Consider the following 25,863-nt stretch of genomic DNA (forward strand, 5'->3'; position numbering starts at 1 on the left):
GGCCTCCCCTTACTTCTGATCCTCGGGGATCACCTTGCCGTCGATGGTCATCGGCTCGCCGTCCAGCGAGAGCGAGCAGCCGCGCAGCGGGATATCCATGTGGCAGGGCGTGTTGCGGGTGCCACCGGCCTCGGTGTTCGGGCCGCTCGACCACAGGAAATTGCCCCAGAAGGAGCGCGCATCCATGGAAAGCCCGGCCTCGCGGTCATAGAGGCCGAGCGTCGTCCAGTGCGCGCGCTTGTGCAGGCCCCAGCCGACATGCGCCATCGCATAGGCGTCGGGATCGTTGAAGCTGTCCATGTAGCTGCGCAGATATTCCGCCTCGAAGCCGCCCTCGATGGAGCGTATCCAGCCGCCCTCGATGCCGATGCGGATCGGCTCGCGGGCGTAGCGCTTGAAGGGCAGCAGGATGTCGCCGGTGTCGATGACGATGGTACCCTCACAGGAACCCTCATCCGGCCATGTGGCGACGAAGCAGCTCGGCCAGTGGTCCCAGCCGCCGCGCGTGTCGACGAAGCCCTGCTGCTTCAGCACCGGGTACTGGCCGATGGAGCAGCGGAAATCCGTGCCGGCCTTGGAGGTGACGGTGAGCGTCTTCGCCCGCTCGAGGCGGGCGGCGGCGTTGCTGGCGCGGCGCGCATCGTCCAGCGTCGGCTTCATGCGCAGCATCACCTCCGGCGGCTCGCAGGCGAGCAGCATCCGGGCGCCGGTTTTCAGGATCTCGTCCTGCTCGGGCGAGAACAGCAGCAGCATGGTGTCGATGACGAGGTCGGAATGCTTCATCGCCTCCAGCGCCGCGCGGTTGCCCTTCAGCGCGGTGTGGCCGACATAGCCGGACTTGTCGCGCGAGAGCGCCACGTCGCCATTGAGCGGCGGCAGGTGCAGGATGGTCAGCACGCCGCCGAGCTGGCCGACCGCCGTGCGGGCGGTGGCGACGAGCTGCGGGTTGCTGTCATCGCTGACCAGCAGGCAGACCTGCTCGCCCGCTGTCAGCTTCGACAGGGTGAGCACATCCTTCCACGCCTCGATGAGCGCCAGATCACTGATAGCCATGATTACCTTCCCTGTTGGGAATCCTGCGGAATGTCCGCGCCGCCGGTTCAGGCCAGCGAGCGATAGGCGCGGTCGAAATGGATGAGCGGTGGCTGCGCGCCGCCGAGGCGCACCGCGCGCACGGTGCCGAAGAACACGGTGTGGGTGTAGGCCTCGACGCTCTCGGCCAGCGTGCAGTCGATGCTGACCAGCGCGCCGTCGAGCGCCGGAGCGCCCGTGACCAGCGAGCGCCAGTCGGCCCCGGCGAATTTTGAAGCCCCGGCGAGGCCGTGCCGGCCGGCGAAACGATCGGCGACCGGGAGATTGGCTTCCGCCAGCACGTTCACGCAGAAGGCGCGGGAGCGGGCAATGGCGCGATGCGCATCGCCCTCGCGGTTGACGCAGACCAGCAGCGTCGGCGGGGCGATCGACACGCTGGCCACCGCCGTGGCGGTGAGCCCGCGCGCCTCCTCGCCCTGCCCGGCGGTGATGACCGTGACCGCGCTGGCGGTGAGGCCCATGGCGCGCTTGAACGCCTCGACCAGCGCCGGGTCGATCGGCTCCATCGGGGATATCGCCAGCGCGCCCATCACGCCCCCGCCTTCAGCGCGTCTTCGATGAAAGCGCCGAGCGCCAGCGTTTCCGCATCCGCGCCAATGCGCCCGACCACCTGCACGCCGACCGGCAGGCCGAGCGGGCCGACACCCGCGGGGACCGACAGCGTCGGCACATGCAGCAGCGTCCATGGCTTGTTGAACACCGGGTCGCCGGTGGCGGTGCCGCGCGGCGCCTCGCCGGGCGCGGCCGGGGTAATGAGGCCGTCGCAGCCGCCCAGCAGCTCCTCGACGATCGCCTCGCGCTGGCGGAGTACGGCAAGCGCGGCGTCGTACTCGGCCCGCGTCGCCCTGGAGAGCGTCTCGATGAAGCCCAGCGTGATCGGCGAGATGCGCGCGCCCATCACGCGATGCTCATAAGCCAGCGTGCGCGGCGTCTCGAAGCCCATCACCGCGTCGAACAGGGCATAGAGCCGCTCGAAATGGTCGGGAACCTCCAGCTCGCGCACCGTGCCGCCGGCCGCCTCGATGGCCGTCACGGTACGGGCGAGCGCGTCGCGGGTGGCGGGCTCGGCCTGCGCCCAGCGGGAGGTGCGGAACAGGCCGACCAGCGGCGCGCCGCCGGTCCGTCCCTGCGCCAGCGCCGGGCGCTCGGCCAGCGCCGCCACGGCGAAGGCGGCATCGCGCACATCGCGGGTCACCAGCCCGAGATGGTCGAGCGTGTCGGAGAGCGGCTTGATGCCGGCTCGGTTCAGCGTGCCGAAGCTCGGCTTGTAGCCGACCACGCCGCAATAGGAGGCCGGGCGCAGGATCGAGCCCGCCGTCTGCGTGCCGAAGGCGACCTGCACCATGCCCGCCGCCACCGCCGCGCAGGAACCGCTCGACGAGCCGCCGGGCGTGTGGGCAGGGTTGACCGGGTGGCGCGTCTTGCCGGGGCTCGACATGGCGAATTCGGTGGAGACGGTCTTGCCCATCACCACGCCGCCAAAGGCGCGGGTCAGCGCCACGGCGGGCGCGTCCCAGGCCGGTCGGTAGCCCTCATAGACCGCCGAGCCGTAGCCGGTCGGCATGTCCGCCGTGTCGATCACATCCTTGACGCCGAAGGTGACGCCGGCCAGCGGGCCAGCCGATGCGGCCTTGGCTTCCGCCAGCGCGCGCTCGCGGTCGAAAAAGGCGAAGGCCTGCACCTCGGGCTCGGCGGCCGTGATGCGATCCGCGAAGGCGGCGGCCACGGCTTCGGCCGTCACCTCACCCGCGCTCACACGACGTGCGGTCTCGCGGGCGGAGAGATCGGCGAGCGACATGTCGGTCATCAGGCAACTCCGGCGGAAAGGCGGGGCCGGGTGCGGAACCAGGGCCGCGCCCGCTCCAACTGCCCGGCGAGGCTGAACAGCAGGCCGTCCTGACCCAGCCCCGCGCCGAAGTGCACGCCGATGGGCAGGCCGCTGCCGGACATGCCGAGCGGCACGCTCATCGCCGGGCAGCCCGCGGCGTTGAAGGCGCAGGTGAAGGGCGCATGGGTCCAGAAGGCGTCGTAGAACGCATCGAGGCTCTTGCCCGCGCCCGCCAGCGTGCCAAGCGGCGGCGGCAGTTCGGCGGCGGTCGGCGAGAGCAGCACGTCATAGCGCGAGAAGAAGCGCCCGAGCGCGCGCGCCGTCTGGTGCAGCGTGTTGACCGCGCCGAGATAGGCGGTGGCCGGCAGAGCGCGCGCCTCGCGCACCCAGTCCGCGTTCACTGGCTCGATGGCGCCGAGCGGATCGGCGAGCCCCAGCGCACGGCCGCGCCCCTCCACCGCCGGGGCGACATTGACGCCGACGATGATGCGCCAGGCGGCTTTCAACGCATGGGCGTCATAGCCGGGCTCGCAGATCTCCACCGTATGGCCCAGCGCCTCGCACAGCCGCGCGGCGGCTTCCGCCACGCCGCGGCACTCGGGATCGACCGGCGTGCCGAGCGGCGAATCGGGGGTGAAGCCGATGCGCAGCGGGCGCGGATCGCGGGCGACCTGCGACAGGTAGCTTTCCTTGGGCACGGGCACGAAATAGGGGTCGCCCATGTCCGGCCCGGCGGTCGCGTCCAGCAGCGCGGCGTTGTCGCGCACGCTCCAGCTGGCAGCATGGGGGGTCGACATGCCAGCTATGGCCTCGACGACCACCGGGCCGAGGGGGTTGAGCATCCGGCTGGGCTTGAAGCCGAACAGCCCGCAATGCGAGGCCGGCAGCCGCGTGGAGCCGGCGCCGTCCGAGGTGTTGGCCATCGGCAGATAGCCCGCCGCCACCGCCGCCGTGGAGCCGCCGGAGGAGCCGCCGGGGCTGAGCCTCGTATCCCACGGGTTGCGCGAGGGGCCGAAGGCGTCGGGCTCGGTGGTGAAACTCAGCGCGAATTCCGGCGTGTTGGATTTGGCGAGGATCACCAGACCCGCCGCCTTGTAGCGGGCGACCAGCGTGCCGTCGCGGGCCGAGACATTGTCGCGAAAAAGGTTGGAGCCGGTGGACAGCACCGTGCCCGCCATTTCGAAGCCGGTGTTCTTCAGGATGAAGGGCACGCCGGTGAACGGCCCGTCCGGCAACCCCTCGGCAACGGCCTGGCGCGCCAGATCGTCGAAACGATGCACCAGGGCATGGAGCGTCGGCTCATGCGCCTCGGCGCGGGACAGGGCGGCGTCGAGCAGTTCAGCGGGCTTCACCTCGCCGGCGCGCACCAGCTCGGCGAGGCCGATGGCGTCATAGTCCTCATAGTCGGCGAAGCCGGCATAGGTGGGCAGCGTGCTCATGCCGTCATCCCCACCCGTGCCCCGGCGCCGCTGATCTGCCGCTGGAATTCGGCGGGATCCCAATAATCGCGCGTGCCGGCGATGGCGCCGTCGGCGAGGTCGAACAGGTGTACGCCGCGCAGTTCCACCGGCAGGCCACGCGTCGGCGCGCCGCGCAGATCGACGCCGAGCCGGCCGGTCAGCGTGTAGACGACGGCGACGCGCGGGCCGGAATCGATCCGCTCGCGCACCTGCCAATGGGCCTCGGTGATGAAGCCGAAGAAGCGCTCCAGCCCCTCGCGCAGCGCCTCGCGGCCCTGACGGCGCGTGCCGTTATGGGCTTCCTCATGCCAGCCATCGCAGAGATAGAGGCCGCTCGCGGCCTCGGCATTGCCCCGGTTATAGGCGGCGTAGAACACGTCCACGACGTCGGGCGCGTCAGCGGCGCGCCCGGCAGCGGGGGCGGCCGGGCTTGGGGCCATGGACGGTGCCATGTCGGCCTCCGGTCGGTTCAAGCGAAGGGGATGCCGGACCCTCAGCGAGGGCCCGGCGACGCGCACGGGGGGCGGGCGCGACAGGGAGCCCGGCCCGTCAGGCCGGGCGCACCCGATCAGGGCATGCCGGCGAGCTTCTTCACCTGGCCGATGAAGGCGTCGCGCTTCACCTCATTATAGAGGCGCTCGCGCAGGCGCGGGGCGGGGCTGGCATTGACGTTCTCGAACAGGGCCACGCGGCCGGCGAGCGAGGACGAGGTCATGTCCCAGATGAAGTTCATCAGCAGTTCCTTCACCTCGGCGCTGACGCCCTTGCCGGGCAGCAGGTCGTGGAGGTGATGGCCGATCTCCGGGTTGTCGAACGCCGCCTTGCCGAAGCGCATGACGAGACCCTGGCCGCACAGTTCCTGCAGCGTGTGGATGATGCGCGGATAGTGCTCGATCGAGTACAGACGGCCGGCGGTCAGCATGCCGACATCCGGCGCCATCACCTCGCCCTCGGTCGGCTTGGCCAGCGCCTCGGCGGCGGTCACGAAAGCGCGCAGCGTCTGGGCGTACTGGATGATCTCGCCGAGCATGCCCTGCACGGCCGGAATGTGCGAGGTGCCGAGAATGTCGAGCACCAGCTGGCCGGCGCCGACGAACAGCTCGGCCTTCACCGTGAGGCGGGTCAGCACGTGCCAGTGCGCGAAGACGCAGACCGGCCCGTAATAGGACATCGCCGTCGGGTCGCCGAGATTGAAGATACGGTCGGTCGGCACGAAGACGTTGTCGAAGATGATGAGCTGGTCGGCTTCCTCGCCGAGGCGCGCCACCGGATGGTCGAACGGGTCGGCGCCGGGATGGGAGACCATCTCGCGCGAGATCAGCTTGATGCCCTCGGCATTGATCGGCACCGAGGCCCAGATGCAGGCTTCCGCCGGGGTCTCGCGGATGCCGCCGAGATTGGTGAAGAAGATCTCGTTGGCCTGCGCCGAGATCGAGCCCACCGTCTTGGCGCCGGAGACGCGGATGCCGCCCTTCTCGACGCTCTTGACCTTGAGCAGCGAGGCTTCCGCGCCCTTGGCGCTGGAGCGGTCGTTCTGCGGGCCGGTCAGGCTTTCCGAGGCGGTGAGGTTGGTGTCGCGGCCATAGGCGACATAGCGCTCGATGTTCTCCGCGAAATCGGGATTGCAGCCCTCGATCATCGACTTCTTCGACTTGAAGGTCGGCAGATAGGCCAGCAGGCCCACCGCGATGGCAGGGGCGAGATCCGGCGGGCGGCCGAAGGTGCCGGCGGTCTTCAGGCTGGTGTACTCGATCATCTTGCGACGATCGGCGAGGTCTTCCTTGGTGCGCGGCACCTGCCAGGACCGGCTCGCCACCGCGCCGCTCTCGTCGATATAGGTCGTGGCGTCGGCGAATTCCGGCGTGAACTGGTCATCGAACATCGAGGCGATGAGGTCGACGCCGGCGGAGAGCGCCGGGTTGTCGAAGACGCGGGCGATGCGCTTGCCGCCGACCCACAAGGCGCGACCGTCATCGAGCGACTTCTTGAATTCCTCACCGGTCTTGAGCTTGTGGCCTACGGGCAGATCCCGCTTCGCCGTATGCGCGTTCATCGTCCGATCTCCTGTGGAAGGCCCGCCCCGGACGCTCTTCTTCATCCAACTCGTCGGCACATCGGCAACGCCGCAGACGGTAGGTCGAAACCTTGCGGTCGAAACCGTGGCCTGCGCCGCTTCTCGGGCTCGGGTGAGATGATCCAACCATTGATTGGCCGAAATGGTCAAGCCCCAAATCCAAGCCATCCCACGGCACAAAATTCGGGCATATACCGCCGAAACGAAAGATTATTATGCAGAAAGCCTTCCGATTGGCGGATTCCGCGCGAATCTCCGTTCGGGAAGCACCAAAATTTCGATCAAAAATGATGCAGTCGCTGCGATGCAGCAGCGAAATCTCCCTGAGAACGTCGCGCCTCAACCGTTTCGCCGCTTGACCAAAAAAATTGGTTCTGGCTTTTTGGTTGAGGACGACGGACAGTTTCAGCGCGGTGGACTCGCCACCGCCGGAGAGGTCGGCATGCGCAGCGCCGGACAGGGAACCGACCGATCACTCGGCCGCGCGCTGGCACTCCAGCGCCGGCGCACCCTTCTCCGCATCGCAGGTCAGGTTGATCGCCGGCTCGCCCGCTCCGGCGCGCCGCTGCAAGCCTATCACGCTGCGGGTGGAGACGTCCGCCCCCGCATAGCCGCACCAGAGCGACTGGATCGGCATCCGGTCCTGCTGCGGGTTGAGCAGGAACACCTCGCCGGTGGCCGGTTTCGACCAGAGCCGGGCGTCGAGACGCTGGCCGGGCGCGACGGTGCCGATGTCGGCGGAGTACCAGTGGGCGATGGCGGCGGCGCAGGTGAGCGGCCGGTCGCTCGCATTGCGCACCTGGAAGGGCACGGCGACCAGCCCCTCCACCCCGCGCTCGACCACCAGCGCCTCCTCGGCACCGGCGTGCGGCATGGGCGAAAGCATCAATCCGGCCAGACCGACAGTTACGGCAAACGCAAATCGATACATTTTACGTAATCTCCGACAAATCGACCTATCGATGATCGCAGAAACGTAGAAGTGCAACAGTAAAAATCAAATCATAACATAAAGAGGGCCTTCCATGGGAAAGTTTACCATCAAACGTGCCGCCCTGACCATTCTGAGCCTGACGTCGATTGCGCTGATGTCGACGGCGATGACGCCGATGTCGCAGGCCGCCGAGCTGAAGTCCATCGCCATCCTCACCCCTGAGCCGGGCACGGATTATGGCTGGAACCAGCAGGGCGTGGACGCCGCCAAGGCCGCCGGCAAGGCGGCCGGCGTCGAGGTGCTGGTGGCCGAAAATCTCGGCTATGGCGATGTGCGCCCCACCCTGCGCGAAATGGCGCAGGACGGCGCGGGCCTGCTGATCGCCCATGCCAGCGGCTACAACACCGCCGCCCCCGAAATCGGCGCCGAGATGAAGGTGCCGGTCGCCATCGTCGACCTGCCGGACGCGCGCAAGCCCGGAATGGTCGCCGACTACACAGCCAGCGGTCATGAGGGCGCGTATCTGGCCGGCCGCCTCGCCGCCAAGATGAGCAAGACCGGCACGGTCGGCATCGTGGTCTCCGGCGAGCCCCCGTCGTGGAACTCGCAGTCCTCCGCCTTCGCCGAGGGTGCCAAGGCCGAGAAGCCCGGCATCAATGTGCGCTACGCGGTGATCGGACCGGCGGCCTATTCGGACGCCGCGGGCGGCAAGCGCGTCACCGAGGCGCTGATTGCGGCCGGCGCCGACATCATCTTCGGCCAGGGCAACGGCTCGAGCTTCGGCATGCTGCAGGCGGTCGAGACCAACAAGGCGACCAATGGCGGCAAGGTCTATTTCATCGACGTGATCGGCGACAAGACCGCCATCGACAAGGGCAATCTGCTCTCCTCGGTGGTGTGGAACCTCACCCCGGTCTATGCGGCGATGATCGCCGACGTGAAGGCCGGCAAATACGGCTCGCACAACTACGACATCAACCTGAAGGACGGCTCGGTCACGCTGCTCAAGACCAAGCACATCCCGGATGATGTGTGGGCGCAGATCGAGGTGCTGAAGAAGGACATCATTGACGGCAAGATCAAGGTGACCGCGCATTACGACGCCGACACCGTGCACAAGATGGTGTCGCAGCTCACCACCGCGCCGTGAGGCGTTGGCCACGGCCCGCCGTCGGGCCGGCCGTGGCCTCCCGCTCTCGCCCGTCGGAACGCCTGGCGACGCCTCTCGCCCGGCATTCCCCACCGATTTTTGCCCTGCTCCCTCCGGCGCCGGGACGACCAGCAGCAGATCATGACCCAGCCCGCCCCCGCGCACCCACCGCACAGTGACCCATCGGCGCCGCCCCGCCCGATTGTCACCTTCGATCATGTGACCAAGCGCTTTCCCGGCGTGGTCGCCAATGATGGCGTGTCCTTCGATCTGTTTCCGGGCGAGGTGCATGTGCTGCTCGGCGAGAACGGCGCCGGCAAGTCGACGCTGGTCGGCATGCTCTCCGGCCTGCAGACGCCCGACGAGGGCGGCATTCTCATCGACCATCACGAGGTGCGCATCAATTCCCCCGCCCGCGCGCTGGAACTCGGCATCGGCACGGTGTTCCAGCATTCCATGCTGGTGCCCTCGCTGAGCGTCGCCGACAACATGGCGCTGGGCGGGCCCTGGTGGTCGCGGCCCGACCGCGCGGGCGTTGCCCGCCGCATGGCGCAGGTCTGCGCCGATATCGGCGTCACCATCGACCCCGAGGCCAAAGTCGGCACGCTCTCGCTCGGCGAGCAGCAGCAGGTGGAGATCGTCCGCGCGCTGATGCGCGGCTCGCGCGTGCTGATCCTCGATGAAGCGACCGCGATGCTGACGCCCAAGGGAGCGGAGGATCTCGGCGCGCTGATGGGCCGGCTGACCCGGCTCGGCATCGCCGTCGTCTTCATCACCCACAAGCTCAACGAGGCCCTGTCCTTCGGCAACCGCATCACCGTGCTGCGGCTCGGCCGCAAGGTGGGCGAGATCGCGCCGGAGCGGCTTGCCGCGCTCGGCCCGGCCGCAGCGACGGCGGAAATCATCCGACTGATGTTCGGCACCGATGCAAGCGCGCAGGCGAGCACCGCCCCGCGCGCGCGCCGCGCGCCCCAGCCGCCGCTTCTGGTGCTGGAAGGGCTGACGGTGGACGATCCCGCCGTGCCCGTCGAGCGCGTCGATCTCACCGTGGCACCGGGCGAAATTCTCGGCCTCGCCGGCATTGACGGCAACGGCCAGAAGCAGTTCGCCGAGGCACTCGCCGGCCAGCGCCCGCTCGCCGCCGGCCGTATTCTGCTCGGCGGCGAATCCATCGAGCGGCTCGATGTCGGCGCCCGGCGCGAGCGCGGCCTGCGCTATGTCACGGACGATCGTCTCGGCGAAGGCACGGTCGGCGGCTTCGCCATCTCGCTCAACCTTTTGCTGAAACAGGTGGGCGAGCCGCCCTTCTGGCGTGCCGGGCTCGACCAGCCCGAGGCCATCGCCGCCCATGCCCGCCGGCTCGTCGGCGAGTTCGACGTGCGCACGCCGGGCATCGAGACGCCCATCGGCAAGCTCTCCGGCGGCAACATCCAGAAGGCGCTGCTGGCCCGTGAGCTCTCCGGCGCGGCCAAAGCGGTGATCTTCGCCAAGCCGACCTATGGGCTGGACGTGAACAATATCCGCGCCACCCGCCAGCGCATCCGCGAGGCGGCGGATCGCGGCCTCGCCGTCATCCTGATCTCGACGGATCTTGAGGAGGTGCTGGAGCTTTCCGACCGCATCGCCGTGATGTCGCGCGGCGCGGTGGTCGGGGTGGTCGAGAACGATGCCGCGGCCCGTGGCCGGGTCGGTGAACTGATGAGCGGCGTGACGGCATGACGAACACCCACACTTCCACCCCCGATCTCACCGAGGCCGCCCGCCTCGCCCCGGCGGCACCCTCGGCCCGCGCCGAGCTCTGGCGCGCCCGTGGCCGCGTCGCCCTGCTGGGCATCGGCCCGGTCATCGGCGCGCTGCTGCTGTCGGCCCTCGTGCTGCTGGCGCTCGGCGTCGATCCGCTGGCCTATTACGGCTTCGTCATCGAGCGCGGGCTGATCAATCCTTACGGCCTTCAGGCGACGCTGACCCGCATGGGCCCGCTGCTGCTGCTCGCCGCCGGGCTCATCGTGGCGTTCCGCGCCGGCATCTGGAATCTCGGCGGCGACGGGCAGTTCCTGCTCAGCGCCGTGGTGGTCGCCGCGCTTTGCCCGCTGCTCACGCCGCATCTGCCGGCGTGGCTGGTGCTGGTGGTCGGCCTTCTCGTCGGCGCGCTCATCGGCGCGGTCTGGTCGGTGCTGCCGGCGCTGCTCAAGGCCTATCAGGGCGTCAACGAGATCATCACCACGCTGATGATGACCTTTCTCGGCGTCTCCTTCGCCAATGTGCTGGTGAAGCTCGCCTTCCGCGACCCCGCCACGACCGTGCCGCAGACCCGCACGCTGGCGGTCGCCGACCGTCTGCCGCGCCTGTTCGACACCACCGTGTCGAGCGGCCTCCTTATCGGCCTCGTCGCGGTCATCGCGGTGCATCTCGTCATGACCCGCACCGCTTTCGGGCTGAAGCTGCGCATCGTCGGCGCCAATCCGCGCGCGGCGATCCATGCCGGCCTGCCGGTGCCGGCGCTCACCGTCGCCGTCTTCGCCATTTCCGCCGCGCTGGCGGGCCTTGCCGGGGCGGTGGAGATTCTGGGCGTGCAGGGCAATGTGCGGGCCGACTGGAATCCCCATTACGCGATGACGGTGATCCCGCTGGTCTTCCTCGCCCGCTTCAACGGCTTCGCCACCATCGCCTTCGTGTTCCTGTTCTCGGTGCTGTCGATCGGCGGCGAGAGCGCGGCGCGGCGCACCGGCGTGCCGAATTTCTTCACCCTCGTCGTGGTGGCCATCCTGCTCGTGATGCTCGGCGTCGCCGAATATCTCGACCAGCGCCGCCGCGCCGCCGGTAAGTGAGGGGGAGAGACCATGTCCGCTCTGTTCACCGACGCCTTCCTCACCTCCCTCGTGCTCGGCGCGCTCACCGCCGGCATCCCGCTGATGCTGGCGGGCCTCGGCGAGCAGATCTCCGAGAAGGCCGGCGTGCTCAATATCGGCATTGAGGGGATGATGCTGTTCGGCGCCTATGCCGGCTTCCTCGTCGCCTATCACACCGGGTCCATCTGGCTCGGCTTTCTCGGTGGCGCCGTCGGCGGCATGGCGGTGGCGGTGCCGATGGCGGTGCTGTGCATCCGCATGGGGCTGAGCCAGATCGTCATCGGCATCGCGCTGACGCTCGGCGCGGAAGGGCTGACCGCCCTCCTGCATCATTTCCAGTTCGCGCAGAGCTACCCGCGCCTGCCGGCGGTGGAGACGCTGCCAATTCCCGGCCTGTCGAGCCTGCCGGTCGTCGGCCCGGCGCTGTTCGACCGGCCGCCCATCGTCTATCTCGCGGTGCTGGCGGTGGCGGTGACGGCCTATGTGTTCCGCTCGACCCAGTTCGGTCTCGCGCTGCAAGCGGCCGGCGACAAGCCGGCGGCGCTGGATGCGGCCGGCGTTGACGTGGTGCGCGTGCGCACCATCGCCGTGCTCACCACCGGCTTCCTCGCCGGGGTTGGCGGGGCCTTCATGGCCGAGGTCGGGGCCGGCATCTTCGTGCCCTTCATGACCAATGGCGCCGGCTTCATCGGCATCGTGCTGGCCATGCAGGCGCGCGGCAAGCCGCTCTGGGTCCTGTGCGGCGCGCTGCTGTTCGGCGCGTGCCTCTCCGCCACGACGGCGCTGCAGGTGGCGGGCGTCAGCATCCCGACCGACGTGATCCAGATGCTGCCCTTCGCCGCCGTGCTTACCGTGCTGGTGCTGTTCGGCCGCAAGGCGAGTCTGCCGCCGGCGCTCGGCACCCATTATGTGCGGGGCGCGCGATGAGCACGCCCCGCCCGCTCTCAGCCCGCATCGATCACCGCCAGCGCGGCGGCGACACCGGCGCCGACATCGACCGTGTGGCCGAGCGCCCCGAGCGCCCCGCCAAAGGCGGTCAGCGCCACCACGGCGTAGAGCGGCTGGGCGGTCGGGCCCATATGGCCGATGCGGGTGAGCTTGCCGAGCGTCTCGCCACGGCCGGAGGACAGCACGACGCCATAGCGCTCCCGGACGGTGGCCCGCAGTTCCGCCTCGTTGATGCCTTCGGGCGTGCGCACGGCGGTGGCGGTGGGCGAGGCGAAGGCGTCATCCGCCGCCCAGATCGCCAGCCCCATCGCCTTCAGCCCGGCGCGGCAGGCGGCGGCGGTGAGCGCGTGGCGGGCCCAGACCGTCTCCGGCCCCTCGGCGAGATAGAGGTCGATGGCCGCTTCCAGCCCGTTGATCTCGGCGACCGAGGGGGTGAAGGGGAAGGGCTTGTCGGCGCGCCAGGCGTCCTCCCAGTCGAGAATGCTCAGGATCGAGCCGCGCGGCGCGAGCTTGTTGGCCTTCATCTTGGCCCAGGCGCGGTTCGACACGCCGAGGATGGAGAGGCCGGGCGGGCAGCCCAGGCACTTGTTCGGGCCGGTGATCAGCAGGTCGATCCTGGCCGAGGCCGAATCAACCGCCATGCCGCCGAAGGACGAGACGGCATCGACCAGGAACAGCGCGCCATGGGCGGCCACCACCGCGCCGATCTCGGCGATCGGGTTGATGGTGCCCGAGGGCGTGTCGTGGTGGCAGGCCGCAACAATCGTGATGTCCGGCCGTTCGGCCAGCACGCGGGCGACCTCCGTGGGGTCGATCACCCGGTCATAGGGCACGGCGAGCTCAAGGATGGTGGCGCCGTTGCGCGCCGCCCAGGGCGCGAAGCCCTTGGAATAGACACCGTTGACGAGGTTCAGCACCACATCGTCCGGCCCGATCAGCGAAGCAGCGGCGGCCTCCAGCCCCAGCACCGGCTCGCCCTGCAGGATGACCGGCACGGTCTCCGCCTTGACGATGGTGGCCAGCTTCTCGCTGACGCGCTGGTAGGTCGCCTGGAAGGCCGGGTCGTAGTCGTACAGCACGGTCGCGGCGAGGCCGCGCAGCACCGCCGGATAGGCGTCGACGGGGCCCGTCGTCAGGGTGAAGACCGGAAGGTCGGAAGGCGCGTACCGCATGGCGTTGCTCTGGCTGTTCGACGGGATGGACACGCAGCCGGGGATGATTTCAACCAAAATCCAACCGAACCGGCTACAATGGTTCCAGATTGGCACCAGCCGGGTTGCGCCGCAACCGCGAACCGCAGCGCGCGGCTTTCATATGCAGAGCCTCGCTTCTGCACCGTGAAGCCGCCGGCGCCGGGCGCCCGCGGCCGGGGTCGCTCCTCCGCTTGGGCGGGCGAAATTGTACGCAATACCCCGCAAGCCCTCGACCAGAAGACAACCAATATTGTAACTGGGGCGCACCGCCCATACATTTGGCGGCGGGCCGGGGCTCGATGGAGCTTCGCGATCAGCCCTGCGCTCGCCCGTGTGGCGGCGCGGCGGGCCGGCCCAACAGCAGAACGGAAGTGACCTCGATGGACGCGATAGCGGACAAGACCGGACGCAGGACGCGCAGCGAAGCAGGGGTCGGCGCCGCCGAGGCCGCCGGCATCGAGGAACTCGTCGACTCGATCCGCGCCATCATCGCCCGCACCGGCGGCGTGCCGCCCGAGCGCGTGGTGGCGGAAGAACTGAGCGTGAAGCGCCACACGCTGCGCCGGGCGCTTGGCGTGCTCAGGGCGAGCGGCGAGCTGGAGCCGGCGCGGGCCGGAAGGCGCGCTTCCACCGCCATCGACAGCAACCGCAATCTCGTCAACTCCACCAACCCGCTGGAGGTGATGGAGCTGCGCCTGATGCTGGAGCCCTCGTTGGCCCGCCTCGCGGCGCTGCGGGCGAGCCCGGTCGAGATCGACCGCATCCTGCGCGCCGCCACCACCGCGCCCGATGCCGACCCGATCGACGCCGACATGGTGTTCCACAAATCCATCGCCGCCGGCGCCCGCAACGCGCTGGCCTCCGAGCTCTATGTGCTGCTGCACCGCGTCGCCAATGACGGGCGCCTGCGCTTCACCGACAGCGACGCCACGCTGCTGCCCGAGCGCGTGCGGCTGCGCGATGCCGAGCACCGGCAGATCGCCGAGGCCATCGCCGCCCGCGACCCGGAAGCGGCCGAGCGCGGCATGTGGCAGCACCTCGCGACCCTGCAGCAGAAGATCATGGGGCGCCTCGCGCCGGGCGGCGCCCTCTAGCCCGCCCACGCCCTTCCCTTTCCCGAGCCTTCCCCACTGCGCGCCCTCGCGCGCGGCACGCCCCCTCTTGTCCGTTCGCTCCCGGAGACGCCTTCGATGACTTCCTTCGACATCCTCATCATCGGCGCCGGCTCGGCCGGCTGCGTGCTCGCCGCCCGCCTGTCGGAGAACCCGGATATCTCGGTCGGCCTGCTGGAGGCCGGCGAGCACCCGAGCGACCCGGACATCGCCATTCCGCAGAAATGGCCGGCGCTGCAGGACCGGCCCTATGACTGGGCCTACCGCACCATCCCCCAGCCCGGCACGGCGAACCGCATCCACCCCTGGCCGCGCGGGCGCATCGTCGGCGGCTCAAGCTGCCTGCACGCCATGGCGCATGTGCGCGGCCATGCGGATGATTTCGCCCCCTGGGCCGAGGCGACCGGCGATGCGCGCTGGTCCTATGAGGGCCTGCTGCCGGGCTTTCGCCGCAGCGAGGCATTCTCGCGCGGCGCGGACGCCCAGCATGGCGCCGACGGCCCGCTCAGCGTCTATCTGCCCGATGAGGAAGTCAGCCCCGTGGTGCGTGCCTATATGGCGGCCGGCGTGGCGCGCGGCGTGCCTCTGATCGGCGACCACAATGCCGGCCCGCTCAATGGCGTCGCGCCCAACTCGCTGACCATCCGCGACGGCAAGCGGGTAAGCGCGGCGGACGCCTGGCTCGTGCCGGTGCTGGACCGGCCAAACCTGACCCTCATCACCGGCGTGCGGGTCCACCGGCTAATGCTCGCCGGCACGCGCATCACCGGCGTCGAGGCGGAGCTGGGCGGCGAGCGACAGGTGTTCTCTGCCGGCACGATCCTGCTCGCGGCGGGCGCCATCGCCTCGCCGCTGCTGCTCATGCGCTCGGGCATCGGCCCGGCGGCCGACCTCAAGGCGGCGGGCATCGCCTGCGTGGCGGACCGGGCGGGCATCGGCGGCAATCTGCACGACCACCTGCTCACCGCCGGCAATGTCTACCGCGCCAAGAAGCCCGTGCCGCCGTCAAAGCTCCAGCACTCGGAATCGCTTATGTATCTGAACGCGCAGGATCCGACGCGGGCGGAGGGCGCGCCGGATGTGGTCCTCGGCTGCGTTGCCGCGCCCACCGTCTCGGAGTGCTTCGAGGCCCCCGCCTATGGCTCAGCCTTCACCATTCTGTCCGGCGTCACCCACCCGACCAGCCGGGGGCGGCTCACCGTCACCGGGGCGAACCTCGACGACGCCCCGTTCATCGACCCGGCCTATCTCTCCACCGAGCACGACCGGCGCCTCGCCCGGCGCGCGCTGGAACTCGCCCGCGAGATCGGCCACGCGGCGGCGCTGGATGACTGGCGGGACGAGGAGATCTATCCGGGCATCGACGTGCGCGGCAAGGCCGACATCGACGCCTTTCTCGCCCGCGCGGTCATCACCCATCACCACCCGGTCGGCACCTGCCGCATGGGGGCGGATGAGGCGAGCGTGGTCGACGCGAACCTCAAGCTGCGCGGTTTTGACGGGCTGCACATTGTCGATGCCTCGGTGATCCCCGCCATCACCTCCGGCCCGGTCCACGCGGCGATCCTCGCCATTGCGGAGACCTTCGCCGCCGATTTCCGCCCGGCGTGACACGCGAACGGCGCGCCCTCGGGTGAGGACGCGCCGTTATTGTCGTCAATCGTCAGCGGGGCGAGCCGTATCAGGCCGCGCCCTTGGCGAGTTCGCCGGCCAGCGCGCGGGCGATCAGCGCGCGCGTCTCCGGGATGCCATAGGCAGCGACGAAGGAACCGAAGCGCGGGCCTTCCTTCTCGCCGAGCAGCAGCTCATAGAGCGCGCTGAACCAGGCGAAGGTGACGCCCGGCCCGCCGGTCGGGCTCTTGCGCTTGTGGTCCTGATAGCGCGGCTCGGCGCGGCCGACATCGAGCACGGCGTTCTGGATGGCGTCACGGTCCTCGCCATCCACCTGCGCCAGCGCGGCGTCGAGCGCGGCAAGCGCGCTCGCCTCCACCTCGTCCGGCAGGCGATAGGCGCGGCGCGGCTTCACCCGGTCGATGAAGTAGCGCACGGCATAGCCGGCGAGCTGGTCGAGCGTCGGGTGGGTTTCCGGCGAGGTGCCCGGCGCATAGCGCTCGATGAAGCGCCACAGCACCGCCTTGTCCTCGGCATTGGCGGCCGAGGCGAGCTTGAGCATGAGCCCGAAGGTGAGCGGGAGTTCCTCCACCGGCGGGTTGCCGGAGTGGATGTGCCAGACCGGGTTGCCGAGCCGGGTCTTCCAGTCCTGCTGGGGATAGCGGGCGAGGAAGTTGAAATACTCGTCCACCGCCTTCGGGATCACGTCGAAATGCAGCTTCTTGGCCGAGCGCGGCGACTGGAACATATACAGCGCCAGGCTCTCCGGGCTGGCATAGGTCAGCCACTCGTCGATGGTCAGGCCGTTGCCCTTGGACTTCGAGATCTTCTGGCCGTTCTCGTCGAGGAACAGCTCATAGACAAAGTGCTCGGGCGCCACGCCGCCGAGGATGTTGCAGATCGCGTCATAGATCGGCGCGTTGGTCTGGTGGTCCTTGCCGAACATCTCGAAATCGACGTCGAGCGCCGCCCAGCGGGCGCCGAAATCCGGCTTCCACTGCAGCTTCACATTGCCGCCGGTGACCGGGACGGTCTTGTCCACCCCGTCCTCGTCAGTGAAGGTGATGGTCCCGGCGGTGGCGTCCACCGCCTTCAGCGGCACATAGAGCACGCGGCCGGAGGTCGGCGAGATCGGCAGGAACGGCGAATAGGTCGCCTGCCGCTCCTCGCCGAGCGTCGGCAGCATCACCTCCATGATGGCCTCGTAATGCGCGGCCGCCTTCAGCAGGATCGGGTCCAGCTTGCCGGAGAAATAATAGTCGGTGGCGCTGGCGAACTCGTAGTCGAAGCCGAACGTGTCGAGGAAGCGCCGGAGCATGGCGTTGTTGTGGTGGCCGAAGCTCTCATAGCCGCCGCCGAACGGGTTCGGAACCTTGGTGAGCGGCATCTGCAGATAGGGCTTCAGCGCCACCGGGTCCGGCACGTTCTCCGGGATCTTGCGCATCCCGTCCATGTCGTCCGAGAAGCACAGCAGCCGCGTCGGAATCTTGCCCTCGGTCAGCACATGGAAGGCATGGCGCACCATGGTCGTGCGCGCCACCTCGCCAAAGGTGCCGATATGGGGCAGGCCCGAGGGACCGTAGCCGGTCTCGAACAGAACCTCGGCTTTGGGTTTCCGCTTCAGGCGCTCGACGATCTTGCGGGCTTCCTCGAACGGCCAGGCGCCGGCGGTCTCCGCCAGTTCGCGCAGTTCGGCTGCAACATCTTCGACCTGAGCGGTCGCCGTCATGGTCTGCCCTCCTGGGCTCTTGCGGGAAAAAACGGCATCCGGGCGGAGCCGGATGCGCGCGACATGCTCTAGGTAGTGCAGCCGCCCGCGTCAATAAACGCTGATCGGGAACCAGCGCAGATAGAGGTCGGTATAGACCCCCTGCTCCCACAGCCGGGCCAGCGCGTAGTTGAGCGACTGGCGCAACGCCTCGTTGCCGGGCTTCACCGCAATGCCCATGCCCTCGCCGAAATACAGGCTCTCGGTGAAGGGCCCGCCGACAAAGGCGCAGCAATTGGCGGAGGAGGTGCCGTTGAGCCACAGCGCGAGCTGCACGCCGTCGCCAAACAACAGGTCCACCTCGCCCTTCTGCAGCGCCTCGCGCGCCGCCTCGGGGGTGGGGAAGCCGCGCACTGCGGCTTCCGCGAAGAAATCGTGCAGATAGGCCTCATGCGCCGTGCCGGCGACCACCGCCACCTTGCGGCTCGCCACCGCGTCCGGCGACACGTCGCTCACGCCGTCGGCGCGCCGCGCCACGAAGCGGGCGGGCGAGCGGAAATAGCGGTCGCTGAAGTCGAGCACCTCGCGCGTCGCCGGCGTCACCGCGATGCCGGCGATGGCGGCGTCGGCCTTGCCCTCCGCGAGCGCCGGCACGAGCTGGTCGAAGGCCGTCACCTCCAGCGTGCAGGTGATGGCAAGCTCGGTGCAGATGGCGCGGGCGATGTCGACATTGAAGCCGGCCGGCCGGCCATTCTCGTCGCGGAAGCTGAAGGGCGGGAAATCATCGGTGGTGGCGAAGCGAATCTGCATCGGCAGGCGCGTCACGTCCGGCCGCTCGGGACGCCGGTTCGGATCCCAGAAGCCGGGCACCGCCACCGACGGCAAAGTAACCGACGGCGAGGCAACCGAGCGCGCGGCGGAGGGCGCCGGGCTCTGGGCATGCGCCGTCGCCAGTGCCATAATACCGGATACCAGCACCATCGCAGCCTGCTGCGCGAGCCGACGCCGTGCCGTTCGAGCGTTCAATCTGGCCTCGTCCTTGCCTTGCCACGCCACCACGCGCCGCTTGTATCGCGGCGCGGCGGCTTAGGCGAGTGCCCTCCAGCCCGCACGGGATTCGAAATGCGTCCGCAGATGGGAATGCGCGTTCCCGGCGACGATCTCGCCGCGTCGCTGCCGGTCGAGCTGGCGGGCCTTGCCGGGACGGTGGAGCCGGGCGATCTCGCCTATGCCCAGCGCCGGGCCCGCCTCATCGGCGTCGGCGCCGACGAGGTGCTGATCGCGGCCGGCGTCGTCACGCCCGATCGCGCCGCGCAAGCCGCCGCCCGCCGCCTCGGCATCGCCTTCACCCGGATCGATGGCGCCGAGGCGCCCGTTCCCTCGCGTCCCTCCGCTGCCGATCTGGTCGCGCTGCTGCGCACCGGAATTCTCCGCGCAGCGCCGGGGCGGCTGGTGCTGGCGGCCCGTGGCGACAGCCTGCGCCAGCTCGCCGCGCGCCTTGCCGCCCGGCCGGCGCTGCGCGAGGGGATCGCCCTGACCACGCCCGAACGCCTCGCCGCCCATGTGCGCCGCCGCCATGGCCCGACGCTGGCGCGGCAGGCCGCCTATGGGCTGATCGAGCGCAGCCCGCGGCTCAGTGCCGGCACGCTTGGGCCCTCCCGCCTCATCTTCGCCGTCGCCGCGCTCATCCTCGCGCTGGTGCCGCTGCTGCTGCACAGCGCGCCGGCGCCGCTCGCCATCGCCCTTGCGTTCGGCATCGGGTCGTTGCTGCTTGGCTGGAACTGCCTGCGCCTCGCCGCTGTCGTCAGCCCGCCCGCGCCGCCGGATCCGCCCTGGCGCGCCGACCGCTCCCTGCCGCGCTACACCCTCATCATCCCGCTCTACCGCGAGGCGCGGGTGGTGGCGCAACTGGTCGAGGCGCTGCTGGCGATCGACTACCCGCGCGAGAAACTGCAGGTGCTTCTGGTGGTGGAGGCGGACGATGGCGAGACCACGCGCGCCCTCGCCGGCCAGCATCTGCCGGCGCATCTGGAAATCATCACGGCGCCCGGCATCGGCCCGCGCACCAAGCCCAAGGCGCTCAACGCCGCGCTGCCCTTCGCCAGCGGCACGGTGATCGGCGTCTATGACGCGGAGGACCAGCCCGACCCGCTGCAACTGCGCCGGGTCTGCACGCGCTTCTTTCTGGCGCCCGATGAACGGCTCGGCTGCGTGCAGGCGCAGCTCGCCATCGACAATCTCGACGATGGGTGGATCACCCGGCAATTCGCCGCCGAATATGCCGGCCATTTCGACGTGCTGCTGCCCATGCTGGGGGCGAGCCGCATTCCCTTCCCGCTCGGCGGCACCTCGAACCATTTCCGCCGCGAGGCGCTGGAGGCGGTGGGCGCCTGGGATCCGCACAATGTCACCGAGGATGCCGATCTCGGCCTGCGCCTCGCCCGGTTGGGCTGGCGCACCGAGGTCACGGCCTCGACCACGGACGAGGAGGCCCCCCGCCGCTTCAAAGCCTGGCTGCGCCAGCGCACCCGCTGGTACAAGGGCTGGATGCAGACGCTGCTGGTGCATGGGCGCCAGCCGCAGGCCCTGCTGCGCGAGGCGGGCTGCGTCGCCACCATCGCCTTCCTGTTCCTCATGGCCGGCGGCGTGGGGGCGGCGCTGGTTCACCCCTTCTTCCTCATCGCCCTGCTGCGCGACATCACCCTCGCCCATGTGCGGGCGGGCTCACCCACACTGGCGGTGATCAGCGGGCTGGGCAGCCTCGTGCTGGTCATCGGCTATGCCAGCGCGCTGCTGTGCACCGGGCTCGGCATGCGCCGGCGCGGCATGGGGCGCATCGCCGGCACGCTGGCGCTGATGCCGCTCTACTGGCTGATGATGTCGCTGGCGGCGTGGCGGGCGGTGGGCCAGCTCGTCATCGCCCCCGAGCACTGGGAGAAGACCGACCACGGCCTCGCCCGCACCTCGCGCCGCCGGCCGCGCCGCCGGCGCCTCGGCCGGGTCACAAATAGCGGCGCAGATCGGCCGCGGCTTCAGCCGGCGGACGCTTGAGGTTGAAGGGCGCGATGAACTGGCCGTCCTTGCCCATGAGATAGACGATGGCGGTGTGGTCCATCGTGTAGTCGCCGCCCTGTGTCGGCACCTTCTTGGCATAAGCGCGGTAGGCCTTGATCGCCGCCGCGACCTGCTCGGGCGTGCCGGTCAGGCCCTGAATGCTCGGGTGGAAGCTGCCGAGATAGGCCTTCATGCTCTCCGGATTGTCGCGCTCCGGATCGACGGTGATGAACAGGCCGGCCACCTTGCGCGCGTCCGGGCCCAGCTCCTCGAACAGCTGCGACATCTCGAACAGCGTGGTCGGGCAGATGTCCGGGCAATGGGTGAAGCCGAAGAACACCAGCGTCGTCTCGCCGTTGAAGGTCTCCTGCGTCACCGTCTGCCCGTCCTGATCGACAAGCTGGAACGCGCCGCCGATGGCGACCGGGGTGGCGGGGGCCGGTCCGCGCGGCAGCAGCGCCAGGGCGCCGGCGACGATGATGACGGCACCCACGACGAAGGCCGAGAGAAGCAGGAGAACGCGGCGACTGGCCATGGCGGATGGGCCCCTCATCTTGATGCCTCGCCTGGCGCCGCGGAAGGCTGGCGCTCAGAAGCAGTAGGCTATACCGGCCGCCACGATGTCGAAGAAAACGGCGGCACCGTGGCGCGCCCATAGGCCGATCGCCGCAGCCAGCAGCAGGATGATGGTGGCTCCAAGGATCCAGCGCATGCGTATTCCCGCGTGCCGTATAATGTCATGGGGCACGCCGTGGGGTTACCCATGCCCAGGAAATGTGTAAACCTTGATGCCCTTAAATTCAAAACAATCCATCGTGGTTGGCTTGCTCCGCGTAACGATTAGTAATCAAATGCCTGCGCGGGTGGTTGTAGAGGCAACCGCCCCCTCAACGAGGATGCGCGATCGAAGGTCTTAACCACGGCCCATGAAGCGCGAGATGAGCAGGCGGTCCAATTGGTTATGGTCAAATCCGGGCAGACCAACAAGCCGGATCCGCAGCTGATGCGTGAAGGGCAGCCCGTCGATTCCCGCTTCACCATGCTGGTTGCCGCGCTGGACTCCCTGGCGGATGGCTTCGCGCTGTTCGACGCGCAGGACCGGCTGCTGATCCACAACCGCCGGTTCATCGAGCAGTTTCCCTTTCTCGACCAGCTCGGCGATCTGCACGGCTTCACCTTCTACGCGCTCGCCTCGGTGCCGAGCGGCGAGTGGGCGCGGGTGGAGCAGCCGGAGGCTTACATCGCCGAGCGCATGCGGCGCCACGCAGAGGCCGACGGCACGCCCTTCGAGATCGATCTGGAAAATGGCGGTGTCGTCCAGGTCCGCGAATGCCGCACGCCCGACGGCGGCATCATCTCGCTGTGGAGCGACGTCACCCAGATAAAGCAGGCCGAGGCCAAGCTGCTGGAAGCCATTGACGGCATCCATGAAGGCTTCCTCCTGCTCGACCCGGACGAGCGGATCGTGCTCTCCAACACCTGCCTGCGGTTGATCTTCGGCGCGGTGGGCCTCGAGCTCACCACCGGAGCCTCCCTCGCCGACCTGCTGCGGGAAGCGCAGCGTCGCGGCCTGTTCGCCGAGGGCACAAGCCCGGTCGACGACGTGCTGGAGCGCGCCCGGCGCTCGCCGGAGCTGCGCGCGGAAATCCCGCTGCGCGACGGCAACTGGATGCTCGCCAGCCACCGGCGCATCGCCAATGGCTGCACCGTCGGCGTCTGGACCGACGTGACGTCGCAGAAGCGCCGCGAGAGCGAACTCATCAATGTGCGCGAACAGCTGCGCCAGCAGACCGAGGCGCTGGCCGATTTCGCCCGCCTCGTCGCCCTGCAGGCGCGCAGCGACATGCTCACCGGCCTGCCGAACCGCTTCGCGCTGGAGGAGCGGCTCGACCAGCTTCTGCGCGACCGCGACCCGCGCAACATCTGGGTCGGCATCATCGACATCGACCATTTCAAGGGCGTGAACGACGCGGTCGGCCATGCGGCGGCGGATGAATTGCTGCGCGAGGTCGCCCAGTTCCTGCGCGGCCAGCTGCGCGGCGACGACCTGCTGGTGCGCGTCGGCGGCGACGAGTTCGCGATGATGCTGACCGACATCGACGAGCGCGACGCGCTGCGCATCGCCCGCCGTATCAACGCCGCCGTCCACAACAACCCGTTCCAGATCGGCGCGCGGTCCTTCACCCTCGGCCTCAGCATCGGCCTGGTGCGGGCGAACGGCACGCCCGGCTCGGTCTCCAGCCTGCTCGCCGCCGCCGACACGGCCTGCTACGTCGCCAAGGAATCCGGCCGCGACCGGGTGCAGCTCTACGATCTCGGCGACCCGAAGGTGAACAGCACGCGCCAGCGCATGAGCTGGGCCGAGCGCATCCAGCTCGGGCTGGAGCTCGACCGCTTCCACATGCACCTTCAGGCGATCGTCGATCATAACCACACGGTGCTCGGCTATGAGGCGCTGATCCGGCTGGTCGACGAGACCGGGAGCTGGTGCCAGCCGGCGCAGTTCCTGCCCGCCGCCCAGCGGCTCGGCCTGATGGGGCGGATCGACGCCTGGGTATGCCGCCACGCCATCGATTACGCCATGCGGCTGATCCAGCGCGGCGCCCATCAATATGTGTCGATGAACATCGGCGCGCATTCGCTGGCCGACGTCGCCTTCCAGCGCAACTTCATGGACATGCTGGACCTGCATCCCGGCGTCGAGGCGGCGCTGCGCATCGAGGTGACGGAGACCGAGGGCGTGGAAGATCTCGGCGAGATCGCCACCTTCCTCACCGAGCTGCGGGCGCGCGGCGTTCACGTCTATCTCGACGATTTCGGCAATGGCTACAACTCGTTCGAGTCGCTCAAGCGCCTGCCGGTGGACGGCATCAAGATCGACTGGACGGTGACGCGCGACCTGCTGCGCGACCCGATCGACAAGGCGCTGATGAAGGCCGCCATCTCCATCGCCAATTCGCTCGGCCTCGAACTGGTGGCCGAGGGCGTGGAGGACGAGGTGCAGCTCGCCAAGCTGCGCGAGCTTGGCGCCACCATGTATCAGGGCTTCCTGTTCCACCGCCCGGCCGACGCCGAGACGGTGCTGGCCTGACGTTTCGGCGGCGGCTCAGTAGCCGCGCGCCGGGTCCACCTCGTGCAGCGGCGGCAGGCCCTGGCGCACGCGGCGGATGCTCTCGGCGACATCGCGCGCGGCGAGCTTGGGCACGGTGATGCTCGCCATGTGCGGGGTGATCATCACATTCTCGAACGCCCAGAGCGGGTGGCCGGCCGGCAGCGGCTCGGTCTCGAACACGTCGAGCGTCGCCTCGCCAATATGGCCGGAGGCGAGCGCCTCGATCAGCGCCGCCTCGTCCACCACCGCCCCGCGCGAGGCGTTGACGAATTTCACGCCCTTGCGCATCAGCCCGAATTCGCCCGCGCCGAGGAGACGCTGCGTCTCCAGCGTCAGCGGCACGAGGCTGACGATGATCTCGTTCGTCGCCAGCACGTGCTCAAGCCCCTCCCGCCCGGTGTGGGAGGTAACGCCCGGAATGTCCTTGGGCGTGCGCGACCAGCCGCTCACCGTGAAGCCCATCTGCGCCAGCGTGCGCGCCGCCGGCCCGCCCAGTTCGCCAAGGCCGAGCACCGCCACCGTGATGTCGGACAAAGCGCGCGGATGGACATATTCCCACTCCCCCCGGCGCTTGGCGCGCTCATAGACCGGGATGTCGCGGGCATAGCGGGTGACCGCGAAGACGATGTAGCTCGTCATCATCTGCACCATGCCGGGATCGGACAGGCGCGAGAACTTCACCGGGGCGAGGTCGTCGCGGCGCACCAGCGCATCGACGCCGGCGCCGAGATTGGTCACGAGCTGGAGATTGGGAAAGCGCGCGAAAAAGCCCTTCGGCGGCGTCCAGCACAGCGCGTAGCGGATATCCGCCGGGTCGCCCAGATCCGGCTCGACGCGGAAATCGAGGTCCGGCAGCTCCGCCGCCAGCGCCTCGCGCCAGGCCACGGAATCATCGACCGCGCTGTAGAAGACGAGGGCGTCACGGCTCATGTCGGGCCTCAGGCTGTGGGGGGACGGGAGAAACGGGCGGGAGTGCGATCCTGTCGCCCCGCGCGGGCGGCGGCAAGGGAGATGTCAGTTGCGCAGACGTCACCGGTCAACGGGCGCCCGCGGGGGAGAGAAAGGCGATGATCGCCTCGCCCGAGGGGTCGCAGCTCGCGCGCAGCGTCGCGTCATCGCGCCCGACCAGTGTTTCTCCGGGGTGAACAAGCGCCGCGCCGAGCCGGTCGCCGACCTGCCAAATGCCGCTCACCGCGTGCAGCACGACCAGCCCGCCTTCGGGCGCGGCGAGCAGGGGCGCGTTGTCGCCCGTGGCGGGCATGACCTGCGCGTTCCAGCGCCCGCGCCGCGTCATGACATTGAGCACGCGCACCGCCCCGTCCGGCAGGCGCGAGACCGGCTGCTGCACGCTGTCGAAATGCAGCGGCTGCAGGCGCGCAAGGCTGCGGGTCTGCGCGGGAAACACCAGCTCCAGCCGCTCGGTCGTGAGCAGGGTGATGTGGCGGTCAATGCCGGGGAAGGAGGAGAACGGGCCTTCAGTGACGATGGGCGCGAGGCTCACGCGGATGTCGAAATCATCCTGGCTCGCGCCTTCCGGCAGCAGCAGCACGTCCTGGGTGATCCCGCCGCCATTCTTCCAGGGTGTCACCGTGTAGTCGGACACCGTGAGAACTCTCAATGCACTCATCGCCTGCCTTTGCCGGCCGCCCCTCATGTCCGGGAATCGAGGACGGCGGAGACTAGCGAGGCAACGGCGCGACCGGCAACGGCCCGGAGCCGGCAAAGTGCATAGGCGGCA

23 protein-coding genes are annotated in these 25,863 nt (G+C 69.3%); 9 read left to right on the top strand and 14 right to left on the bottom strand.

Annotated elements, in window-relative coordinates; translation table 11 throughout:
• Positions 1–9: 9 nt before the first annotated feature.
• The 7 genes from OU996_RS20755 to OU996_RS20785 form a co-directional block, all read right to left on the bottom strand.
• A complete protein-coding gene (locus tag OU996_RS20755) occupies positions 10–1,053 on the bottom strand; it encodes a 2,5-dihydroxypyridine 5,6-dioxygenase (RefSeq protein ID WP_267583495.1) in 1,044 nt (347 codons plus the stop codon).
• 47 nt (positions 1,054–1,100) lie between these two features.
• The gene (locus OU996_RS20760; RefSeq protein WP_267583497.1) at positions 1,101–1,598 is read right to left on the bottom strand and encodes a flavin reductase family protein; all 498 of its coding nucleotides are present in this window, start codon (positions 1,596–1,598) and stop codon (positions 1,101–1,103) included.
• Between the two features lie 23 nt (positions 1,599–1,621).
• Entirely contained in the window at positions 1,622–2,899 is a 1,278-nt protein-coding gene (locus OU996_RS20765; protein ID WP_267583498.1) for an amidase, read from the bottom strand.
• The gene (locus OU996_RS20770) at positions 2,899–4,359 is read right to left on the bottom strand and encodes an amidase (protein ID WP_267583499.1); all 1,461 of its coding nucleotides are present in this window, start codon (positions 4,357–4,359) and stop codon (positions 2,899–2,901) included. The genes OU996_RS20765 and OU996_RS20770 overlap by 1 nt, the downstream gene beginning before the upstream one ends.
• A complete protein-coding gene (locus OU996_RS20775) occupies positions 4,356–4,832 on the bottom strand; it encodes a nuclear transport factor 2 family protein (protein ID WP_267583500.1) in 477 nt (158 codons plus the stop codon). The genes OU996_RS20770 and OU996_RS20775 overlap by 4 nt, the downstream gene beginning before the upstream one ends.
• A gap of 116 nt (positions 4,833–4,948) precedes the next feature.
• Entirely contained in the window at positions 4,949–6,433 is a 1,485-nt protein-coding gene (locus tag OU996_RS20780) for a 4-hydroxyphenylacetate 3-hydroxylase N-terminal domain-containing protein (RefSeq protein ID WP_267583501.1), read from the bottom strand.
• Positions 6,434–6,926: 493 nt separating this feature from the next.
• Entirely contained in the window at positions 6,927–7,328 is a 402-nt protein-coding gene (locus OU996_RS20785; RefSeq protein ID WP_267583502.1) for a hypothetical protein, read from the bottom strand.
• 151 nt (positions 7,329–7,479) lie between these two features.
• Here OU996_RS20785 and OU996_RS20790 point away from each other — a divergent pair, with 151 nt between their 5' ends.
• The 4 genes from OU996_RS20790 to OU996_RS20805 all read left to right on the top strand — a co-directional run bounded on the left by OU996_RS20790 (position 7,480) and on the right by OU996_RS20805 (position 12,314).
• On the top strand, positions 7,480–8,538 hold the full coding sequence (locus OU996_RS20790) for a putative B6 ABC transporter substrate-binding protein (protein WP_267583503.1): 1,059 nt from the start codon (positions 7,480–7,482) through the stop codon (positions 8,536–8,538).
• 141 nt (positions 8,539–8,679) lie between these two features.
• Complete coding sequence (locus OU996_RS20795) at positions 8,680–10,257, top strand: putative B6 ABC transporter ATP-binding protein (protein ID WP_267583505.1); 1,578 nt, start codon at positions 8,680–8,682, stop codon at positions 10,255–10,257.
• Positions 10,254–11,366, top strand: coding sequence for a putative B6 ABC transporter permease subunit 2 (locus OU996_RS20800; RefSeq protein ID WP_267583506.1), 1,113 nt, complete (start codon positions 10,254–10,256; stop codon positions 11,364–11,366). Before OU996_RS20795 ends, OU996_RS20800 begins: the two co-directional genes overlap by 4 nt.
• Positions 11,367–11,378: 12 nt before the next feature.
• Entirely contained in the window at positions 11,379–12,314 is a 936-nt protein-coding gene (locus OU996_RS20805) for a putative B6 ABC transporter permease subunit 1 (RefSeq protein WP_267583508.1), read from the top strand.
• A 17-nt stretch (positions 12,315–12,331) separates the two neighbouring features.
• On the opposite strand, the gene ppaT is transcribed toward OU996_RS20805, so the two are convergent.
• Positions 12,332–13,507 (bottom strand): pyridoxamine--pyruvate transaminase, encoded by a 1,176-nt coding sequence (ppaT, locus tag OU996_RS20810; RefSeq protein WP_267583510.1) that lies wholly within the window; start codon positions 13,505–13,507, stop codon positions 12,332–12,334.
• Here ppaT and OU996_RS20815 point away from each other — a divergent pair.
• From OU996_RS20815 to OU996_RS20825, 3 genes are all read left to right on the top strand, one after another.
• Positions 13,506–13,676 (top strand): hypothetical protein, encoded by a 171-nt coding sequence (locus tag OU996_RS20815; protein WP_267583511.1) that lies wholly within the window; start codon positions 13,506–13,508, stop codon positions 13,674–13,676. The two genes, ppaT and OU996_RS20815, sit on opposite strands and share 2 nt — an antisense overlap.
• A 232-nt stretch (positions 13,677–13,908) precedes the next feature.
• On the top strand, positions 13,909–14,622 hold the full coding sequence (locus OU996_RS20820; RefSeq protein WP_267583512.1) for a FadR/GntR family transcriptional regulator: 714 nt from the start codon (positions 13,909–13,911) through the stop codon (positions 14,620–14,622).
• A gap of 96 nt (positions 14,623–14,718) precedes the next feature.
• Complete coding sequence (locus OU996_RS20825) at positions 14,719–16,251, top strand: GMC family oxidoreductase (protein ID WP_267583513.1); 1,533 nt, start codon at positions 14,719–14,721, stop codon at positions 16,249–16,251.
• A gap of 70 nt (positions 16,252–16,321) precedes the next feature.
• On the opposite strand, the gene OU996_RS20830 is transcribed toward OU996_RS20825, so the two are convergent.
• Together OU996_RS20830 and OU996_RS20835 are read right to left on the bottom strand one after the other, a co-directional pair.
• Positions 16,322–17,980: a lysine--tRNA ligase gene (locus OU996_RS20830; RefSeq protein WP_267583514.1), complete on the bottom strand. Its 1,659-nt coding sequence runs from the start codon at positions 17,978–17,980 to the stop codon at positions 16,322–16,324.
• Between the two features lie 90 nt (positions 17,981–18,070).
• A complete protein-coding gene (locus tag OU996_RS20835; protein ID WP_267583516.1) occupies positions 18,071–18,940 on the bottom strand; it encodes a transporter substrate-binding domain-containing protein in 870 nt (289 codons plus the stop codon).
• Positions 18,941–19,099: 159 nt separating this feature from the next.
• Between OU996_RS20835 and OU996_RS20840 the strand changes: the two genes are divergently transcribed.
• Entirely contained in the window at positions 19,100–21,010 is a 1,911-nt protein-coding gene (locus OU996_RS20840; RefSeq protein ID WP_267583517.1) for a glycosyltransferase, read from the top strand.
• Here OU996_RS20840 and OU996_RS20845 read toward each other — a convergent pair.
• Both OU996_RS20845 and OU996_RS20850 read right to left on the bottom strand, forming a co-directional pair.
• On the bottom strand, positions 20,961–21,548 hold the full coding sequence (locus tag OU996_RS20845) for an SCO family protein (RefSeq protein WP_267583518.1): 588 nt from the start codon (positions 21,546–21,548) through the stop codon (positions 20,961–20,963). The two genes, OU996_RS20840 and OU996_RS20845, sit on opposite strands and share 50 nt — an antisense overlap.
• A gap of 54 nt (positions 21,549–21,602) precedes the next feature.
• The gene (locus OU996_RS20850) at positions 21,603–21,725 is read right to left on the bottom strand and encodes a hypothetical protein (RefSeq protein ID WP_267583520.1); all 123 of its coding nucleotides are present in this window, start codon (positions 21,723–21,725) and stop codon (positions 21,603–21,605) included.
• Positions 21,726–22,016: 291 nt separating this feature from the next.
• Between OU996_RS20850 and OU996_RS20855 the strand changes: the two genes are divergently transcribed.
• Entirely contained in the window at positions 22,017–24,104 is a 2,088-nt protein-coding gene (locus tag OU996_RS20855; protein ID WP_267583521.1) for a putative bifunctional diguanylate cyclase/phosphodiesterase, read from the top strand.
• A gap of 15 nt (positions 24,105–24,119) precedes the next feature.
• Here the strand turns inward: OU996_RS20855 and OU996_RS20860 are convergent, their stop codons facing one another.
• Positions 24,120–25,055 (bottom strand): 2-hydroxyacid dehydrogenase, encoded by a 936-nt coding sequence (locus tag OU996_RS20860; RefSeq protein ID WP_267583522.1) that lies wholly within the window; start codon positions 25,053–25,055, stop codon positions 24,120–24,122.
• A gap of 106 nt (positions 25,056–25,161) precedes the next feature.
• Entirely contained in the window at positions 25,162–25,728 is a 567-nt protein-coding gene (locus OU996_RS20865) for a HutD family protein (RefSeq protein WP_267583523.1), read from the bottom strand.
• Between the last annotated feature and the right edge of the window lie 135 nt (positions 25,729–25,863).

The organism is Ancylobacter sp. SL191 (assembly GCF_026625645.1).
GTDB lineage: Bacteria > Pseudomonadota > Alphaproteobacteria > Rhizobiales > Xanthobacteraceae > Ancylobacter.

What these genes read in the sequence shown, in the direction of transcription:
- OU996_RS20795 (WP_267583505.1), top strand. Translation starts at nt 8,680, where the DNA reads ATGACCCAGCCCGCCCCCGCGCACCCACCGCACAGTGACCCATCGGCG.
- OU996_RS20815 (WP_267583511.1), top strand. Translation starts at nt 13,506, where the DNA reads ATGGCGTTGCTCTGGCTGTTCGACGGGATGGACACGCAGCCGGGGATG.
- OU996_RS20850 (WP_267583520.1), bottom strand. Translation starts at nt 21,725, where the DNA reads ATGCGCTGGATCCTTGGAGCCACCATCATCCTGCTGCTGGCTGCGGCG.
- OU996_RS20775 (WP_267583500.1), bottom strand. Translation starts at nt 4,832, where the DNA reads ATGGCACCGTCCATGGCCCCAAGCCCGGCCGCCCCCGCTGCCGGGCGC.
- OU996_RS20790 (WP_267583503.1), top strand. Translation starts at nt 7,480, where the DNA reads ATGGGAAAGTTTACCATCAAACGTGCCGCCCTGACCATTCTGAGCCTG.
- OU996_RS20805 (WP_267583508.1), top strand. Translation starts at nt 11,379, where the DNA reads ATGTCCGCTCTGTTCACCGACGCCTTCCTCACCTCCCTCGTGCTCGGC.
- OU996_RS20800 (WP_267583506.1), top strand. Translation starts at nt 10,254, where the DNA reads ATGACGAACACCCACACTTCCACCCCCGATCTCACCGAGGCCGCCCGC.
- OU996_RS20845 (WP_267583518.1), bottom strand. Translation starts at nt 21,548, where the DNA reads ATGGCCAGTCGCCGCGTTCTCCTGCTTCTCTCGGCCTTCGTCGTGGGT.
- OU996_RS20830 (WP_267583514.1), bottom strand. Translation starts at nt 17,980, where the DNA reads ATGACGGCGACCGCTCAGGTCGAAGATGTTGCAGCCGAACTGCGCGAA.
- OU996_RS20855 (WP_267583521.1), top strand. Translation starts at nt 22,017, where the DNA reads ATGCGTGAAGGGCAGCCCGTCGATTCCCGCTTCACCATGCTGGTTGCC.
- ppaT (WP_267583510.1), bottom strand. Translation starts at nt 13,507, where the DNA reads ATGCGGTACGCGCCTTCCGACCTTCCGGTCTTCACCCTGACGACGGGC.
- OU996_RS20785 (WP_267583502.1), bottom strand. Translation starts at nt 7,328, where the DNA reads ATGCCGCACGCCGGTGCCGAGGAGGCGCTGGTGGTCGAGCGCGGGGTG.
- OU996_RS20840 (WP_267583517.1), top strand. Translation starts at nt 19,100, where the DNA reads ATGCGCGTTCCCGGCGACGATCTCGCCGCGTCGCTGCCGGTCGAGCTG.
- OU996_RS20770 (WP_267583499.1), bottom strand. Translation starts at nt 4,359, where the DNA reads ATGAGCACGCTGCCCACCTATGCCGGCTTCGCCGACTATGAGGACTAT.
- OU996_RS20820 (WP_267583512.1), top strand. Translation starts at nt 13,909, where the DNA reads ATGGACGCGATAGCGGACAAGACCGGACGCAGGACGCGCAGCGAAGCA.
- OU996_RS20760 (WP_267583497.1), bottom strand. Translation starts at nt 1,598, where the DNA reads ATGGAGCCGATCGACCCGGCGCTGGTCGAGGCGTTCAAGCGCGCCATG.
- OU996_RS20835 (WP_267583516.1), bottom strand. Translation starts at nt 18,940, where the DNA reads ATGGTGCTGGTATCCGGTATTATGGCACTGGCGACGGCGCATGCCCAG.
- OU996_RS20860 (WP_267583522.1), bottom strand. Translation starts at nt 25,055, where the DNA reads ATGAGCCGTGACGCCCTCGTCTTCTACAGCGCGGTCGATGATTCCGTG.
- OU996_RS20780 (WP_267583501.1), bottom strand. Translation starts at nt 6,433, where the DNA reads ATGAACGCGCATACGGCGAAGCGGGATCTGCCCGTAGGCCACAAGCTC.
- OU996_RS20755 (WP_267583495.1), bottom strand. Translation starts at nt 1,053, where the DNA reads ATGGCTATCAGTGATCTGGCGCTCATCGAGGCGTGGAAGGATGTGCTC.
- OU996_RS20825 (WP_267583513.1), top strand. Translation starts at nt 14,719, where the DNA reads ATGACTTCCTTCGACATCCTCATCATCGGCGCCGGCTCGGCCGGCTGC.
- OU996_RS20765 (WP_267583498.1), bottom strand. Translation starts at nt 2,899, where the DNA reads ATGACCGACATGTCGCTCGCCGATCTCTCCGCCCGCGAGACCGCACGT.